Origin of the sequence: Clostridium sp. DFI.1.208 (genome assembly GCF_024463855.1) — a bacterium.
Classification (GTDB): domain Bacteria; phylum Bacillota_I; class Bacilli_A; order Erysipelotrichales; family Erysipelotrichaceae; genus Clostridium_AQ.
Map to the genome: position 1 here is coordinate 106,974 of NZ_JANGCA010000007.1, position 17,504 is coordinate 124,477.

Annotated in this window: 17 protein-coding genes; all 17 read right to left on the reverse strand. The window is 49.5% G+C overall.

Annotation, left to right across the window (positions count from 1 at the left end):
• Window positions 1-30: 30 nt before the first annotated feature.
• The 17 genes from NE665_RS05575 to NE665_RS05655 all read right to left on the reverse strand — a co-directional run bounded on the left by NE665_RS05575 (window position 31) and on the right by NE665_RS05655 (window position 17,494).
• The gene (locus NE665_RS05575) at window positions 31-1,143 is read right to left on the reverse strand and encodes a DUF4366 domain-containing protein (RefSeq protein ID WP_055158513.1); all 1,113 of its coding nucleotides are present in this window, start codon (window positions 1,141-1,143) and stop codon (window positions 31-33) included.
• Complete coding sequence (locus NE665_RS05580) at window positions 1,133-1,378, reverse strand: DUF4315 family protein (protein WP_025577937.1); 246 nt, start codon at window positions 1,376-1,378, stop codon at window positions 1,133-1,135. Before NE665_RS05580 ends, NE665_RS05575 begins: the two co-directional genes overlap by 11 nt.
• An 18-nt stretch (window positions 1,379-1,396) precedes the next feature.
• Window positions 1,397-4,075 (reverse strand): CD1108 family mobile element protein, encoded by a 2,679-nt coding sequence (locus NE665_RS05585; protein WP_117442475.1) that lies wholly within the window; start codon window positions 4,073-4,075, stop codon window positions 1,397-1,399.
• Between the two features lie 33 nt (window positions 4,076-4,108).
• Window positions 4,109-6,385: a VirB4-like conjugal transfer ATPase, CD1110 family gene (locus NE665_RS05590; RefSeq protein WP_117442489.1), complete on the reverse strand. Its 2,277-nt coding sequence runs from the start codon at window positions 6,383-6,385 to the stop codon at window positions 4,109-4,111.
• A 97-nt stretch (window positions 6,386-6,482) separates the two neighbouring features.
• Entirely contained in the window at window positions 6,483-6,917 is a 435-nt protein-coding gene (locus tag NE665_RS05595; protein ID WP_071144312.1) for a PrgI family protein, read from the reverse strand.
• Between the two features lie 36 nt (window positions 6,918-6,953).
• Window positions 6,954-7,700, reverse strand: a complete 747-nt coding sequence (locus NE665_RS05600; RefSeq protein ID WP_227199217.1) for a hypothetical protein — start codon at window positions 7,698-7,700, stop codon at window positions 6,954-6,956.
• Complete coding sequence (locus NE665_RS05605) at window positions 7,697-8,254, reverse strand: MT-A70 family methyltransferase (RefSeq protein ID WP_117442476.1); 558 nt, start codon at window positions 8,252-8,254, stop codon at window positions 7,697-7,699. Before NE665_RS05605 ends, NE665_RS05600 begins: the two co-directional genes overlap by 4 nt.
• On the reverse strand, window positions 8,254-8,706 hold the full coding sequence (locus tag NE665_RS05610; RefSeq protein WP_117442477.1) for a SpoVG family protein: 453 nt from the start codon (window positions 8,704-8,706) through the stop codon (window positions 8,254-8,256). The genes NE665_RS05605 and NE665_RS05610 overlap by 1 nt, the downstream gene beginning before the upstream one ends.
• A gap of 38 nt (window positions 8,707-8,744) precedes the next feature.
• On the reverse strand, window positions 8,745-9,608 hold the full coding sequence (locus NE665_RS05615) for a VirB6/TrbL-like conjugal transfer protein, CD1112 family (RefSeq protein WP_117442478.1): 864 nt from the start codon (window positions 9,606-9,608) through the stop codon (window positions 8,745-8,747).
• A gap of 10 nt (window positions 9,609-9,618) precedes the next feature.
• The gene (locus tag NE665_RS05620) at window positions 9,619-9,834 is read right to left on the reverse strand and encodes a Maff2 family mobile element protein (protein WP_005361081.1); all 216 of its coding nucleotides are present in this window, start codon (window positions 9,832-9,834) and stop codon (window positions 9,619-9,621) included.
• Window positions 9,835-10,079: 245 nt separating this feature from the next.
• Window positions 10,080-11,924 carry a VirD4-like conjugal transfer protein, CD1115 family gene (locus NE665_RS05625; RefSeq protein ID WP_117442479.1) on the reverse strand — a complete coding sequence of 615 codons (1,845 nt, stop codon included), beginning with the start codon at window positions 11,922-11,924 and terminating at the stop codon, window positions 10,080-10,082.
• The gene (locus tag NE665_RS05630) at window positions 11,921-12,397 is read right to left on the reverse strand and encodes a PcfB family protein (protein WP_223385988.1); all 477 of its coding nucleotides are present in this window, start codon (window positions 12,395-12,397) and stop codon (window positions 11,921-11,923) included. Before NE665_RS05630 ends, NE665_RS05625 begins: the two co-directional genes overlap by 4 nt.
• 45 nt (window positions 12,398-12,442) lie before the next feature.
• Complete coding sequence (locus tag NE665_RS05635) at window positions 12,443-13,258, reverse strand: hypothetical protein (RefSeq protein WP_117442480.1); 816 nt, start codon at window positions 13,256-13,258, stop codon at window positions 12,443-12,445.
• A gap of 17 nt (window positions 13,259-13,275) precedes the next feature.
• Window positions 13,276-13,692 carry a DUF3846 domain-containing protein gene (locus NE665_RS05640; RefSeq protein ID WP_064786913.1) on the reverse strand — a complete coding sequence of 139 codons (417 nt, stop codon included), beginning with the start codon at window positions 13,690-13,692 and terminating at the stop codon, window positions 13,276-13,278.
• 22 nt (window positions 13,693-13,714) lie between these two features.
• Window positions 13,715-14,518 (reverse strand): hypothetical protein, encoded by an 804-nt coding sequence (locus tag NE665_RS05645; RefSeq protein ID WP_256302478.1) that lies wholly within the window; start codon window positions 14,516-14,518, stop codon window positions 13,715-13,717.
• 18 nt (window positions 14,519-14,536) lie between these two features.
• Window positions 14,537-16,465, reverse strand: coding sequence for an LPD1 domain-containing protein (locus tag NE665_RS05650; protein ID WP_256302479.1), 1,929 nt, complete (start codon window positions 16,463-16,465; stop codon window positions 14,537-14,539).
• A 126-nt stretch (window positions 16,466-16,591) separates the two neighbouring features.
• On the reverse strand, window positions 16,592-17,494 hold the full coding sequence (locus tag NE665_RS05655) for a hypothetical protein (protein WP_064786909.1): 903 nt from the start codon (window positions 17,492-17,494) through the stop codon (window positions 16,592-16,594).
• Between the last annotated feature and the right edge of the window lie 10 nt (window positions 17,495-17,504).

The window sequence follows — 17,504 nt, forward strand, 5'->3', positions numbered from 1 at the left end:
CTCACTTTCATAAAATCTAAAAGGACAGCCTTATTTGCTGTCCTTGTCGTCAAAATCATCCTCGGAAAGATATTCCGGTTCCCCGTATGCCTCATCCGGGTCAAAGCCTTCTCCATAACCGTCATCCTCAAATTCCGCATCGTCCTCGGCCTGCTGTTTCGGACGCACGATTTTTACATAGTAACCGATCCCGCCGACCGCAAGTAAGGCAGCAAGGATAAACAGGATCGTGCCGACACTGCCGGTCTCTTTCTTCGGCTTTTCCGGTTCAGCCGGTTTTTCGGTTTCCGTCGGCTTTTCTTTTCCTTTGCAGCCACTCAAGTCATTTTTGCAGACCGGACAGCCGGTATTGACTTTTCCTGCCTCACATTTTTCGGTGCAGTTGCAGCTTTCTTCCTGGGGAATCATGCTCATGCTGCCATTGTTCTTTTCTGCAAGCGCCATCAGGTCGGACTCTGTGACGCCGTTTAAGAAGTAGACATTGTTATCTTCCCGTTTCCCGTCGATCACCAGATAAAAGACATTGCCCGCGTCCGTAGTGATGGTGTAAAACTGTTTTTCCCCATCCGTACCGCTGATGTTGTCCTGTACCGTTCCGGTGCCTTCCGGGGTAAATGCACCTTCCGGGATCGCAGAAGTATTTTCCTGCTGTCCGGTACTGTTATCTGAACCGGAAGAATTTCCGCCGCCGGAAGGGGTTGCAGCGTTTGAGCCGGAAGGTTTTTCTTCCTTAGGCGGTTTTGTCTGTGTACCGGACGGACTCTGGGGTGCTGCCGCAGCAGGTTTCTTTTCAGGAGCCGGTTCTTTGTAATACGGATTATCCAGCTTTACCACATCAGAACGGTTGCCGGCATAATCTTTTGCGTATATGCTTACCTGTTTTTCTGTTCCTGCATAATCTTTTAGTGCAACCGACGCTTTCCCATCGGTGAGGGAGTTGATACGGTTTTCATCAACAAAGACCGCCTCCACGCCGGATAGATCGTCACTGCTTTCTATTTTCAGGGCATCGCCCTCCAGGGAAGCAGTCAGCGTTGGCGGTGTGGTGTCTTTGGAACCGCCGGCATGAGCCGTTACAGGTAATGCGCTGACACTTACAAGAAGCGTAAGCGCCAGCAGCAGGGAAAGTTTTTTAAGCCTCATGCACATCCTCCTTCTCCTGCGGTAAAACAGTTTCCGAAGGGGCTGCCTGCTGTGATTTCAAAAAATCCGCAAGCTGCTGGGGCGTCAGTTTGAAACTGCGCGCCACCGCCACATAATCGGTATTTTCCAGTTCTGTTTTCTGTTCCTCCAGCTTATGGAGCTTTGCCTGCATTTCCGCAATCTTTGTTTTGGTCTTTTCAATTTCCTTTTCCAGTTTTTCAATTTTAGGATTCAATTTATTACCTCCAATCTGTTAAGGCAGACGCCCAAATGTATAAAAATGCTGCTGCCAGTAGCTTGTATTGATGTTTGCATAAGAAATCGGGTCTCCACAGTGGATCATCATTCCATTTCCCACATAGATCCCTACATGGCTTGCGCCGCTGGTGTTGTAGGTCCCCTGGAAGAAGATCAGGTCGCCCGGTTTTGCATCCGCACTTGATACCGGCGTACATACACCTAAAAGACCATCCGCGGTCAGCCTTCCGAAATTCCAGCCAACGCCGCAGTTGTTGATCACCCAGGACACATAGCCGGAACAGTCAAAGGAAGTGGAAGGGCTTGCGCCTCCCCATACATACGGATAGCCAAGATATTTTTCCGCCTCGGCCATCATTGCGGCAAACTGTTCATCCGCAAGGGCTTCCGGTGGAATGTCATAATCGAAGTAGTTTCCTGTGCCGCCTGAACCAACTTCCGGCAGGTGCCGTTCGCTGGTATCGCCGGTATCGGCAAAATACAGGGGATTCAAATACTGGCCGTCAACCAGGACTTCTAAGTGCAGGTGGGCCCCGGTAGAATTTCCGGTATTCCCGACCTTTGCAATCACATCCCCGGCTTTGACCTCCTGCCCGGCAGAAACAAGGATCTGGGAACAGTGCCCGTATTTGGTCGTCAGGGTATGTCCTTCGTATGCCTCGCCTTCAATAGCGACACACAAGCCATAACCGCCGACATTTCCCGCAAGGGTGACCGTTCCGTCATGCCCGGCAAGGATCTCTGTGCCCTCCGGCATCCCGATGTCCACACCGGTGTGATAGTTCTTTTCCCCACTGATGGGATGTACCCGGTAGCCGTAATAACTGGTCACATAAGGGAGCCAGTTGGTGCCAAAGACATTTTTGACATACTGGCGGTTTCCTTTTGTCTGCAGCAGGATCTCGCAGATCTCTTTCTGGTCTGCGTTCATCCGGGAAACGACCAGGTTTTCTAGAGGTGTGACTGTGAGCTTGACATTTAAGATGCGCCATTCATAAGGCACTTCCTCCTGGGTTTCTTCCCCGGTTTCCGGATCAACGGAAGTTTCGGTGCGGTAACGGATCTCGGTTTCTTCTGAAAAGGACAGGGTATATTGTTCCTGGAAAAGCTGCCGCAGCACGCTTTCCACTTCATCGTAAGTAAATCCCTGATAAGCAGAAGTCAGATACCCCATCAGCACATACGGGTCATGCTCGATTGCGCCCAGGTTATACTGGTATTCGTCATAGCCGGGGCGGTCTGATTCCACCCGGTCTATTTCCATTTGCAGATCCGTTTCCCATTCGGTATAGGTAAGCTCCGCCTGGTTGATGTCCTGATCATCTGCAAGATAGGTAGAAGCAGCCAGACTTCCCAAACCGCCGGTCCCGATATTGGAGAACGTGGAAAACAGGGATGTGATCAGGAAAATTACCAAAAGGAGAAGCAGGAGGACAAGGCAGATTACAGGGTGCCGTTTGACCGCATGGACAATACCGACGCTGACCCTCTCTGTTGCGACTGCGGCATTTTTTGCCTGTTTCCCGGCTTCACGGGCAGCCTTGGCATACTGCCTTTTCAGTTTTTGTTTCTGCCATATCCGGGCAATCGCATGTTTCTTCAGCTCCGGGTGGTCGCTAAGAGCCTGCCGGTAAGCAAGTCTTGCGTTGGCCTTTGCTGATTTTTGCTGTAATTTCGCTGCCTTTCGGTAGGGGGCAGTTTTATGCCGGTGATATGCCGTGCGAAGCCCTGCCTCGCCCACAAGTTCAGAGCGGTGGGATGCCTTGATCCCCACATTTTCATCCTCTGCCTCATAAATCTTTTTATGGGCGTAACCAATGGCAGTATTGGCGCCCGCCTTGACCGGACGCAGTGGTACAGGCCCTTTTACATGGGCCTTTTGTGATTTGACCTCCTTTTCAAATTTTAAGTGTTTTTTGGCTTTTCCGGTCTCCGGGTCGGAAACCGTCTCCATGCGCAGTTTCTTCCGGGCCGGCAGACGATTTTGTGCCTGCTCTGCTTTTTGTGCAGTACGTTCGGCCTTCCGCCTTGCATGGGTGAGCTTTTTATCCTCTGTCTGCGGCGGCAGTTCATCCGCAGTAAATTCCAGCTTGGATGTTTTTGGCGGTTCGCTATCCACACCCTTTTCCTTCTGCGCTGCCTGTTCCTCCGCCTGTGCCGCTTCCTGAAAACGCTGTTGATATTTGTTCCCATGCTGATGTGTCCGGTAACGGTGTTCCTGACTGGATCTGTCTGTGCTGTCCGGTGTGGCTGAGCCTTCGGAAGAAGGAGCATATTTTCCGGTATCATGGTCTGTCGCATTCTCTGTTACAAGAAAACGTCTGGAAGCCTCCTGCCGGAAATTGCTTCGCACGTTGTCCTGTATCGGGGGCGCTGTCCTGGCAGCATCCGGTGTCTCAAAGTGTTCCGAAAAACCATCCAAAGCGGTTGCATACGCTTCGCCCTGTTCCAACAAGGACGCCGGTGTTTCCGGTGACAGATGGGAAAATTCCGTCTGTACAGGGATGTCCTGCCTGTGTGTCTTGCCGTTGACAGAAGAAGGGGTGTCCCGTGCCCTGCGCAGGTCAAAATCCTGTTCGGTCTGCCTGGCTGCCGGTTGATCCTCCCCGTGGGAATCACGCACCGGCATCCGGGTATCTTTGCGCCTCCTTTGAAATTCCCTGTCGTGTGCCATTGTTCTCACCTCCGATCCATTTTAATTTTTGTCTCACGCTTTGGTCCCCGCTACTTCATCCGGTCTTGTGGTAAGCACGCTGTACAAGAGTGTGTCCTTCGGGAAGTGGTCCACAAAAGGGATGATCACATTTCCAAAGAACAAAAGCCCCTCGCCGGGACCGGAATGGGTCACATACGAAAGCTGGTGCGGGGAGATTCCCAACTGCTTTGCCAAAATCTGACGGTCTCCCTGGGCCTGGTTGAGCATATAGATAAAGTCCGAGTTCTCAAAAATATTTTCGATCTCACGGGAAGCCAGAAGGTCCTTGACATTCTGCGTTAAACCTGATGGAATTCCGCCCCATTTACGGAAGCGTTTCCAGATCTCCACGCTGAAACTTCCTGTCTGCCCTTTCAAAAGAAGATGGAATTCGTCGATATAGAACCAGGTTGTTTTATGTTTGGAGCGATTGGCCGTGACACGGTTCCACACCGCATCCTGCATGATCAAAAGCCCGATTTCCTTTAAGGCTTTTCCCAGTGACTTAAGCTGGAAACACAGTACCCGGTGTTTATCCATCTGGATATTGGAACGGTGGTTGAACACGTTAAGGGAACCATTGACATAGATTTCCAGCGCCGTTGCGATATTCTGTGCCTCCGGTTCAGACTGTTTCAAAAGCAGCTCGTAAAGATCACCTAAGATCGGCATATTTTCCGGGCACGGGTCCTGCAGGTATTCCCGGTACACCAGTCTGGTACAACGGTCGATGATCGTCCTTTCAATGGGGGAAAGTCCTTCTTTGCCGCCGATGATAAGGTCACACAGCGACAGGATAAAATCACTTTTCAAAGTGATCGGGTTTTCATCATCGGAATAGTCCAGATTGATGTCCATCGGGTTGATGTAGTTCGTGGAAGTAGGGGAAATATCAATGACCTGCCCCTGGGAACCGAACTGCTGTACCAGCGGCCCATACTCATTTTCCGGGTCGGCGATAATGATGTCGTCCTCCGTCAGAAGGAACACATTGACGATCTCACGCTTGGCAGAGAAAGATTTGCCGCTTCCTGGGGTACCGAGAAACAGCCCATTGGGGTTTTTCAGCGTTTTTCTGTTCGCCATGATCAAGTTATTGGAAAGGGCGTTCAGGCCGTAATACAATGCCTCGCCCTCCTGGAACAGTTCACAGGTGGTAAACGGTACAAAGATCGCTGTGCTGCTGGTCGTAAGCCCGCGCTCAATCTCAATCTGGTTCGTACCAAGAGCAAGCGAGGACATAAGCCCCTGTTCCTGCTGGTAATCCAGCCGTTTTAAGGCACAGTTGTATTTCTGTGCCACACCCGAAGCGGCAAAAATATCATTGAACAGCTTCTGACGTTTGGCAGCGATATTTTCCACCAGTACCGTCACAAGGAACATGCGCTCATTGCGGCTCTGTAAATCCTGCAAAAGATTTTTGGCTTCTTCTCCATAGGTGGCAAGGTCGGTGGGAATGATGTCCATGTCATACCCAGATCGGACCGCTTTCTTTTGTTCCTCAATGGTCATTTTCTGCAGGTCCGACATTTTACGCTTGATGTTTCGGATCGCCTGCGCCTGGTCGATAGACTGGATATGCAGGTTGACGGTCACGGCGTCGTTTAAGTCAAGAAGATCCGCTAAAAGCCGGTCGGTAAGCTCCGGCGCCAAAATCTGCAAAAAGGAGACAGCACCGGAATGATCGCCTACCCGGAATGTCTTTCCATCCTTTGAAAAAGACAGCCCGGATGGGGAAATGAAGTCTTTGGTAGAAAGACCGGTCTTAGGCAGATCCGACCACTGGAAATGAAACTTTTCCTGACCGTCCGGGTGAAGCTGGCTGTGAAGAAGCTCCAGACGTTCCAGTCCGTTTAAGGATCTTGCCTGGACTCCAAGGGTCTTGAAATTTGCCAGCACATCCGTTTCAATGCGTTCCAGACGCATTTTAGCAGTACGCAGGTCATCTGCCTCGATCCCAAAGGTAATGTATTTACGTTTGGTGAGACCGTTATTTCCTTTCTGCAACTGGTTCTTTAACATATCCCCGTATTCCCTGCGGATTCCGTCATACTCGTCGCCGCGGGGAGGGATGTCAATGCTTCTGGTAAAATCCTGCATATTGGCCCGCTGGTTGATAAAGGTAAGCTGCACATGGATCGAGGCGTCGAAGTAATTTAAGAAATCGCAGTAACCCTCGAAGATCTGTGCTTTATCATCTGCCTGTGCAAGCTGATAGTTAATATCAAAAAACTGCACCGTTTTGGTGTAAAGGGTATCAGTCAGCCGGCAGATCCCATCCCGGTACATTTCACGGTAGGGAATGCTCTGCTGGACCGTCTGCGGGGCATCTGCTTTCAGCCCGGCAAAAAAGCCGCCTTTTTTAGACGGCTTGGAACGGGCAGACTTAGTTTTGCCCTGCTTTGCATCGGCTCTGGTCTTTTTGGCCTGCCTGATGTTTTTTTGCAGACGCTTTTCCTGAGCTTCCTGCTGCTTGTTTTTTGGCAATCTTTGTAACCTCCTTCTTTGACATAGATTTATACAGGTTATCCGTCCTGTATGGACGGTCCTTCGGCCAGAGCTTATAACGGAGCCGGTTCTTCAAAATCTTTTCTGCCGGCTGCCCGTCACGCTCATACATGGCGAAGAAGAAAAAGGGCATCATCAGCCCGATCATCAAAAGTACAGCCGCCGAGTTCCCGATCGCCCCGCGGGTAAAGAAATACACCGGAAGGCCGACAAGCCCGGCAAGGCTGAAACAAATAAGCTGGCGCTTCGTCAGATTGAAGGCCAGCTTGGTCTTAACTTTGGTTAAATCCTTTGGTACAGGTACATAAGGCATCTATACACCTCCCATCGTAATATAGTTTCCGGTCCATTAGCGTGCACCAAAATCGCGTACCGCTTTCTCCGCAGCCGGACATTCCCGCACTTCCTGAGCCGCATTTTGCAGCCGTGCCAGGACAGAAACAGCCGGTCCTCTCTGACACAGGTATTCCTGGCTGTCTCGGATTCCGGCAATATTTTCACGAATATCCATATCCACGTCGAACACATCCGAAACTGGCAAAAGCCAACGGTCTGCAAAGTATTTCAAAGGATTCTCAAGCGCCAGCACATCATCCAGCATTTCATCCCCGAACTCAAACTTTGTTGTCAGATAGGAATACGCCTCCTGCATGGCTGTAATTTCAGCAGCTTTTTCAATTAAGGATTCCTTATCCTTTGACATAAGGCTTTCCCGGTAGGCAAAGTAATTCTGTCCCAGTCGTTTCATCAGGAGCGTATATTTGTCCTGTGCGGAAGGCTCGCTTGTGAAATGTTCAAATTTTTGCTCTGCATCAATTTCTTTGAGAAGATCGCAGATCGGGAAACTGTGTTCATGGTTATTTTCTTCCCAACACCATCGGGCTACATCCAACGGGTCCTGAAAAGAAAGAAGCGCCTCTACTTCCGCCGGAGTAAATACATGCTCAACCTTCAGATAATAGTGGAGTTCCGAAAGTCCCTGTAACTCGTAAATACTGCCGATGTTCTGTGCATCCAGCATATCCGCATGAACCTTCAAACACTCGTCCAGCCGTTCCATAAGCAGCCGCTTTGCATCTTGTTCTATCAAAATCACCCCTTTCGCTCCGGCATAGTCAGCGTACAGTTCACTTCATTGCCCCATACATCCCAGCCGGGTGTCTTTTGTCTTGCAAACAGTTCCACTCTGGGCTGATCGCCCATGAGTTTTACGATCTTATCCCGCACCTCGTCCGGTTTCTTGCTGTGCTGCTCAATATGGGAGATCACAAACTGATGGATTCCCGCACATTGGCGTTTCGGACGGCCTCTGGTTGCCAGCAGGCAGACCTCCGCGTTTGAGCGGGTCCAAAAGCCCATGCCATAAAACCAGCTATCCGCTTTCCGGTTCTGTTTGAGCCATAGAAAAGCCAGCGTTTTATATTTGAATCCACAGGCATCGATCACCCGGAAGGCTTCATTGAGCTGCGGGAAGGTCGCCCACAGAAAAAGGGCACTGTCTTTTGCGGCAAGTTCCGATACCGGCAGGGCACAGATTTCTTCAATGCTCATTGTGGGGTAATGGTTTTCCGCAACGCCGCTTCCATGTTTCCTGTCATAATGCCAGGGCGGATCGGCATAGATAATGCCGTACTGTTTCGTTTCCGGCATTAGCGAGCCTGCTCATTCTTAGATGTGGCCGGTTTGGCCGGCTGTTCTTTGACCTTACCGGCATTTTCTTTCAATGCACCGGTCAGGGAAGGTTTTTCCGCTGCTCCCTTTGTCGCTTCAAGAGTTGCCTGCAAATTTTCAATAGCCTGCCCGTACCCATCGATTAAGGCATCGTTGAGCTGCTTGCGGAACTCTGCCGTAACCGGCCAGCAGACATCTTTCCAGTTGCCTCCCTTATCCTGGGTTGCGGGCATATTGACATACAGCCCCTTTTCACTGGAACAGATACGGAAGCCGTCAATCTTAAAGCATCCGCCAATCGTAACATTGGCAAACGCCAGCAGGTTTCCCATTGGGGCGATCGGACGCACGCGGACATCCAGCTTCATGCCGTTTGCCATTTCCGGCGTCTGTGTCTCCGGCGCCATTTTTTCTGTATTGGTTTTACTCATATATAAAATCCTCCTTTTTAGAATTGGTTTTGTTCATGCTATCTTGCATTAAATATGGATTTGGATAACGAACCTGTCTTAAACAGGGCAAAAGCCAGCAGTACCGTATAACCCGCCGTTCCCCAGATCGCGCCGTGCACGTCGCCGGACGATGGGATAGACTGGACCAGCACTGCATAAATGGCAACACAGATCAGGATCAAAAACCCCTGAAAGCCCAGGGCAAAAAGGGAACGCAGATACCCGGTTCCCATTTGTCCCCATTCCCGGTTTGCCATTGTGGAAAACGGGATCGGTGCAAGGCTCACGGTTAAATAAATCTCGATCATACGGCCATATACAATGACAAAGATCACGATGGACAGTACCCACATACACAGATTGATGATGTTGGTTTCCAGCCACAGTCCAATCAGTTCCCACATTCCCATTGCTTCAAGCTGGGTTTTCAGATCAGACAACGCCGCCTGCACATCCAGGTTCCCGTTTATGACACCGGCACTTTGCGACACCACATTTTGGGCCACATCAAAGACCGCCATCACAATCGTAAAACAGTTGGTGAGCAGGTAAGTGGCAACAAAAGTCTTGAAAATCCACTTGAAGATGTTGAATGTATCGAATTCGTGCATGTTGTTCTTTTCGAGAATCATCTGGATCAGTTCATACACCAGAACAAAGGTCAGGATCATGCCCGCAATGGGAATGACGACGGTTTCTGAAAGATTCTGAATCATGGAAAACACGCCGCCATTCCAGCCCTGCGGGGTCTGTCCTACCTGATTTGCCACATCCGCAACCTGATTGTTGACGGAGTTGAAAATACTGGTGTACTGTCCGGTGATCGCATCGATCAGGCCCTCTTTAATCCAGTCTGTTATCCATTCAAACAGACTGCCCATAAGTCAGCCCTTAACCGAACAGGCCGGAAAGCAGCGGGATCAGCGTTGCACCAACCAGAGCGATACCTCCGCCTGCCATAAGCTGCTTGATCCCCTGGGATTTTGCACCTGGGTTATCATTTCCGTAACCTTCGAGAAGGTTTACAACACCCCATGCGCCCAGACCTGCGCCCAGGGCGATCACAAGGATCTTCAAAGTATCAATCGCGCTTGCAAAAAATGCCATATAGTTCCTCCTTTAATTTCAGAAATTTTAATTTGTGATATGGCCGTATCAGGCCGGAAACAAAAAAAGCCGCCGCACTGTTTTTAGAAAAAAATCTGTTTCAAACAGCACGGCGGCATGGGGCAGGAAAAATCCTGCGGTTATTTACTTTTCAGGGAGAATCACGAATCCTCAAAATATCCTCCTTTCATCGTGACAAAAACAAAGCCTGCCGGGGCGTCATGCTTTGACAGGCAGGAACAACTCTATAAAGTCTGGGAAGCCAGATCTTCGGCTGTGACTTCATAATTGCGGTATCGTTCACCGGGACGCATCGGCATCCGGGTAGAAAGAAACTTTTCGATATTAAAAGCGTTCTTCTCATTAAAATCGGAAAGCAGTTTGTAATTTGGGTGTTTGGTTATATCGTATTTCCGGGAGAGGAACGGCCGCACACCCCTGATCTGCAGCAGACATTTGCCCCCGTCCATAACTGCCAGTTCATCCACCGACATCAGGTCCTTTCCCAGCTTTTGAAAATTTTGTCCGTGGGATTCCTGATTTCCCTTTGTGACACTGGTGTTATACAGATCAATAGTCTCTTTCCCTAATAGGGAGTTCCAGCTTTTTAAGGTAGTTTCTTCTTTGCCTCCTAAGAAAAGAGAGGCGTCACAGTTACCGATGATGGTGTCCATGTTATCTTTATACAGGGCTTTGAGCTGGCTTTGCGCCTGCAGCACCAAGCAGGCAGAGATCTCACGGCTTCGGATGGTCGCCATAAGACGCTCCAGGTTCGGGATCTGCCCGATATTTGCCGCCTCGTCGATCAGGCAGCGCACATGGATGGGAAGCCTGCCCCCATATACATCATCCGCCCGCTCGCATAAGCGGTTAAACAAAATGGAATAGATCAGACTGATCAAAAATGCAAAGGTTCCGTCCGTATCACTCATAATAAGGAAAAGAGCGGTCCGTTCATCCCCCAGCATATCCAGATCCAGCTCGTCATACATGGTAATTTCCCTGACTTCTTTAATGTCAAAAGGAGCCAGTCTGGAAGCACAGGAAATAAGGATCGACTTCGCTGTTTTTCCGGCAGCGAGCTTATATTTTTTATATTGACGCAGGGCAAAATGATCCGGGTCTTTCTGTTCCAGAGCGTCAAAGAGAAGGTCAACGGCATTTTTGAATGACTCGTCATCCTCACGGACCTCCATTGCGTTCAGCATTTCTACCAGTGTGGCAAAATTCTGTTCGTTTACCGGAGCTTCATAGTAGATATATCCGATCAGTGCCGTATAAAGCAAGGTTTCTGCTTTGACCCAGAAATCGTCTCCGGCTTTTCCTTCGCCTTTGGTATTGGCGATCAGGGTAGTGACGATCTTCAGAATATCTTTCTCGGAATGAATGTAGGCGAATGGGTTAAAGTGCATACTTTTCTGAAAATTGATCGTATTGAATACCCGTATTTTATAGGGCTCATAGATGATCTTTCCTTTTTCATTACGCATAGGCTTTCCGTCCTTGTCCAGCTTTGGTGTGCCTCGCTGCAACATCTTTCCGCATTCCACAAGGACTGTACCTTTCGGATCGGTGACGACGTAGGAACTGTGCATTTGCATCAGATTGGGCTTGATGAAAAAGCACGTTTTTCCCGAACCTGATCCTCCGACTACCAGTACATTTTTATTTCTTGCATTGGCCGGATTTTTGGGCCGTCCGTTTAACATCAGTCCTTCACTTTGGGTAAGAATGATATTGTTTTCCGGCTTTGGGTCCATAAATGGGGCAATATCGGCTTTATTTCCCCATCTTGCAGAACCATATTCCACATTTTTGCGGTATTTCTTAGCGTCTTTCCCTCTAAGATAGACTGCCAGCCGCATAATGGCTGCACCGCATAAACCAATCAGCCAGTCCATTGCCGCTCCCGGCCACATACTCTGAAACGCAAGGGCAAAGCCTTCGGACAGTCCTAACAGCTTTTGGGAAGCGTCTGCTCCGGGAGCCAGACGCACCGCCTCGCCCAGCTTGGCAAATACCAGAAGGAACAGAATATAAGGCAGATGGAGAATGACCTGTTTTTTCAGTGTTTCTGCATCAATCTTCATCGTTCCGGTCCTCCGTGTTCTTTGTTCTTTACACGGTCACGGCCAAGCGACTGCGCCAGTTCTTTGAACTTATGAAGCTGTGTAAGCAGCGACGGTCTGGTGCTGCGTGTAAGGTCTTTCTTCGTATATTCCTTAAAAGCTGCCGTCAGTGCATCCGCCTGGTTTGCCTTGAAATATACCGTCCATTTTGGGGGATCGGTCCCAAGTTCCTTTTCTATATGGTAGCGTACCTGATGTTTCCTGGCATACCGTTCAAAAGAGCGGATTCGCCCTGAAACTTCAATGGTATTGGCTCCGGGGTCTTTATAAGTCAGCCGCTTCATGCTGTTGCGCCCGACTTTTGGCATTGTGCGTTCCTGTTCCATCTTTTGGAGTACCGCAGCAATAGCCGCACGCAGTACCCGCCCTGACAGTTTTGCTGCCTGTATAGAAACAGAAACCGTTCGTTGTTCGAGATCTTCCTGCAAGAGCATCCTCCTTTCTGATAAAATCGGTATTTATAATATGGAAATAACTTTTTACCGGCTTTCCCCAAGAACCTGCTGTCGGGAAGCGTGTTCAAAGGCTTTTGCTGCCTGATCGACCTGAATTTTAGCATGTTTCAAAAGCGTCTTGATGATCGTAGCCGGGCGTTCCTGTTCCTCCAGATGATCGACCATCCCTTTGCACTCATCCGGGAGGTATTCCGCCATATCTTTCAACACATCGGAAAAGTTACCCATAAAGCCCCAACAGCTATCCGACAGCTCCCCGTTTTTATAAAGCTCAAACCCATAACATTCGCCATGCAGATAGGAATCGTAAGCGGCGACTTCACTGCGCATCAGTGCGTCCGCTTTCTGCCGGATGGCGCCGGTCATCTTGTCAGCGTCAAATTCCTTTAGGGCATCTTCTTTGGAAACATAGATCCAGCCGACCTGTCCGCTGTCCCATTCTGCATGAGGGGCCCTGCCTGAGAAACTTTCTGTACTCATGGCAAGACCTGAGTGGTCGTAGAGATAGAGGGGGAGCATCAGATACTTTTCCGAAATTACTTTCTGCATTGCTTCATCGATCGCCCGTTCCTCTGTCTTTGGTCCATGCCGGAAACGGCTGCTTACAATGTTTACCATCCGTTCATAGCGTTTCATGCCGGCTTCATCATGTCCTACGGTATCTAAATACATTTCCCGCAGGAAGTCGTCTTTGTCCATATAGTTGTGATGGTCGCCCAGCGCATAGCGGGGATGGAAGCATACCATCGTCCCAAAATGTTCATCTACCTCACGGGGAGAGATCAGAATATCGTCCGGCTGCACCATAAGGGCATAAGGTTCATTTACTGCCATTAACATAATTGGCTCCTTTCTTTCTACAAATCCGGGCCGGAATGGTGCATCATCGGTTTTTCCCGGTGTTCATTGGTTGCAGGCTGCTTGACTGCAATGATCTCGCCGGCAATCCTTGCAAATTTTTCAGGGTACTTGAACTGCTCCCCGTATTTCTCCATCAAGTCCGGGGAAAGGTCTGTAAAATCTTCCTCGCCAAGACCAACGATCAGAAAATTCCCGGACACAATATCATAAACGTGGCCGTCATCATCAAAGAGAGCCCGGTTCAGAGGCAGTCCCATCAGCTTGCCTTCATCATTGCAGATCAGAGCCACCGGGTCCTCATACGGATAGACCGCCTGAATGTCTCCACCCACTGCCGCCTGCAAAGATTTCAGACCGCTTTCAATCTCCGCAGCATAAGGGGACTTGCCCGGCTCTACCATTAACACTTTCATAACTGTATATCCTCCTTCTTTTTCATTGCCATACCGGGAGCGGCTGGCGTTTTTTCCTGGGTTTTTGCCACAGAGAGCTTCCCCAGGACGGAAGGCTTCTCTGGTTTTGGGGCGTAAAAATACCGCCCTCCGAAACCTCGGCGGCGGCATGTTCCGTTTTGGTCTGTTCCAGTCCTTCAACCGTATAACCAGGTAAGAGAGTGCCATGAACCATAAAATGACGCTCATATTCTTTCGGAATTGGCGGGGAAATTTCCGTGAATAAATGGGAATAGGCTTTCTTCCGCCCGTCCAGGTATTTTATGGCTGCATTCTTATCTGTATATCGTTTCTGGTTTTGTCCGGCAATCTTTTCTCCATATCCCTGCTTCGGGGAATGAATACGGACTTCCCATGTCACATACCAGGCAACCGGAATACTCTGTTTTGTTTCCCTGTCATATTTCGTATCTTCCCAAATACTGCAGGTCATCTGATAGACCCGGTTGCTGATTTTCTGATCCGCCCTCCAGTTATCGGTGTCTTTCCACTGATTGCCGGTATGTTCAATCTCAGGTGTACGAAGATATTCCAAAGCCCGGTTGATCGTCTGTGTTGCCGCTGCCTGCTGTTCCCACTGTTTTGCGGCAGCCACCACGATTTCATAGGCTTTCTGCTCCCCGTCGATACTTCCCTGGCGCATGGCTTCCAGGCTATCTGTTCCCATTGTGATCAGTGTAGAAATATCCACATTTTCACAAACTACGCTGTGCTCAATTTTAAGCTCCGATCCCGGCGTCAAGTGGTCGCCATACCGGTAGGCATGATAATCTTTATTTTCTTCCAAAATGCTGTTCACCTCCTGCTATATTTCCGGCTCGTGGTTTTTTCTGGAAAACGTCTGTGCCGGTGATTTTTTATCTGCCGGCCTGTTTGCCGCAAGCTGATCCATCACGGAAGGACGGCCGACGCCGAACATGGATAGCTGCCCGTCCGCCGCCTCACGAAGTTCAGAAACAGAGAGGGGAAGCGTTACATCGGCATGGGTCAATAGCTGTTCCCGTTTCAAATCCTGAATGATCTCGTCAAAAACAGCGTTGATTGCACGGCGTTCTTCCCCCACAGGGAAGGCTTTCAATACCTCCATTTCTCCGTCTTTACCGGAAACCAGGGTAAGGGCACAGTCGGCATGGCCTGCCAGATAATCCGATGTGTAGGGCAGTTTGTCCTTGATATAACAGGCAAAGGCTCTGGCTGTCATTTCCACATTGCTGTCCCAATAACCGCCGTCTTTTTCACATTCTTTTCCCATGCGTACCGAATTACGGTAAAAATCAGTTTCCGTCCGTCCAATCTGCGGAGCTTCCTGCGCCTGCATCCCGGAAAGCATACGCTCAAAAATTTCCAGCCGTTCCCGTTCACTTTTGGGAATTACCCGGCCGGTAACATTCTTCTTAAATGCGCTGATCTGTTCCACAGAGCCGGGTTCGCCGGACAAAAATGCTTCCCGCAAGACTGCGTAGGTTTCCATCTGTTCCTCATTGCCATACCGTTTCAGGGAGGCAAGAACCGAGGAATCCAGCCAGCTTGCCGCATTTTTCCGGGTGCGTTCTGTTTGTGCTTCCGTGCGCTTTGCTGCCTGTTCCGGTGTTTCCGGTTTATACTTCATGGTGTCAATGAGTTTTTGGAACGGCGCATAGAGGTGGGGCTGTTCTGACAGCATCCCTTTTGCTCCCATCTTTGTACCAAGATAATCGTCAAGTCCATGCCACCATTCATGTGCCAGGGAACCGGCCCCGTGCATTTTTGTAAGATTGATGACTGTACGCAAAGGTTCATAATGAGCTGCAGCATTGCCACTGCCTCTTGCACCAAAAGCGATAGCAAGTGTTCCCTGATAAGCAATATCTTTATCGCTGATCTTAAGGGCTGACGCCAAATCCTTTAGTGCTTCAAATCCCATGTTAAGGGAGGTCTGACGGTCGTTCTGGTTCATCCAGTTTCCAAACTCGCCGCCACGGAACCCAAATGTATCAAGATAATGCTGTCCGGTGATCTCCACGCCATTCCGATAATCCGGGCCGGTACGTTTGACATGGGCGAGCTGGGGAGGGACAAACCGGATCTTCCCATTTTTGTTCCTGCCTTTGGCAAGTTCCTGCACCCATTTCAGGGCAGCTTCTTTGGTCTCAAAATTGGTCCGCAGGATCGAATAGCCTTTTGTCACATAGTAGGTACCGGGCTTCCAGTCCTCATTTTTAGAATAGGTATGTTTCCCGTCGTTGAAGTGAATCGCATAACCTTTCGGTATTTTCTGCTCTTTGGAAACACAAAACTGTTCCTTTTTTGCTTTCTGAGTAAAGTTGCGCTCAAAATATTCAGCCGAGCGGATCAGCATGGTATTGGACAATTTGTTTGTGATCACGGGATTGTCCTGTCCCTTTTTCGTTGCCCGGTAATGGATTCCGCTTCCCCAGCCCTGTACCTTTTCTAAATATCCATTGTCAACGAAAAAGCGGTCATAGGCTCTCACAGCATCCTCCGCAGTACGGACATCTGAAAGCACTGCCTGCAATTCCCGAACTGTTTTTATATATTCCTTTTGTCTCGCGGTCCGTTTTTCCGGGGTGTCATCCGTGCGGTAATACTGAGGGGAAGCGTTTAAGCCGTCCCTCGCTTTTTTGATAAAATAGACCACGCCAAGAGGAATCCCTTCCTCCAGTATGGCTGCATAGTCCGGCTTTTTCCAGACATTATCCTTTTTCACAAATTTTTCGGCTTCGCGCTCATTCATGGCTTCCAGATCATCTGCATACAGCCCGCGGTCTTTCCACAGATCTTTTTTAGCACCGCCGATCTTTTCGCCGAAATCTTCATGCACTCCTGCCAATCTTCATCACCTCCAGTCAGTGTAAAATTCTTATCGCTCCGGGGCAGGGCGACGTTCTTCGTTTTTGTGAAGTTGTGGGAGGTTTCCTGTGAGCCGGTCAGTTTCCCTGCGGATCAGTTTGTCCAGAGCGCCTAAATCCTCCGGTGCAATGGCAAACTCCCGGTAATTTTCATACCACAGGCCCGTAGAGATTGCCGCGATGGGCGCAATTTTCTCCGAACCGGATGGAAGAAGGCGATACACAGGGGCTTCGTCATAAAGAAGCATCTGCTTTGCCGTTCCCTGTGGTATGCGGTACTTATCCATATCCGGGTTCTGGGCTGCCTCCATATATTGCATATTCAGGCGTTCTTCTAAATCCTGGGGCATATAACGAAATGCCTGATCCATCCACTGTCTGAACATCGTGGAATAGTGGTACTGCCATTCCGTAACTTGATTCGGGGCATAAGAAAATCCCCAGCTTTTCAGAGCATCTTTTTCGTAAAGCTCCATTCCAGTCCATTCTTTCAGGCTGACCGTAGCCACTGAACCATCTTTGCGTTCGATATTGACGCCGCAGGGATAGAGGATATTTCGTTTTATATCCTGCCGCAGCGTGTCTAAATCCATCATCAGGACATCTCCGTACAAGTGACCGCCCTCTCTGCGATCCGTATGAAACAGGAAAGCCCTCGCTCCGATAAACTCCGTTGTTAAGATCATTTGATGAAGATCTGCCGTAGAACAATAAGCAAACAAAGCGTCGGAAAGCCACATGTGATTTTTCCCCATGATGGCAATGGAATCAGCCCCGGCATTTGTCGCCAGAGAACGCATATTGAATTCGCATTCCCTGAGAAAATCTCCGGCAAAAATATGGAGCTCATACGCAAAGACGGATAAGTCTGTATCGCGGATCAAATGAATCTGCGGTAGTGGTTCCTGATCCAATCAAATTCCT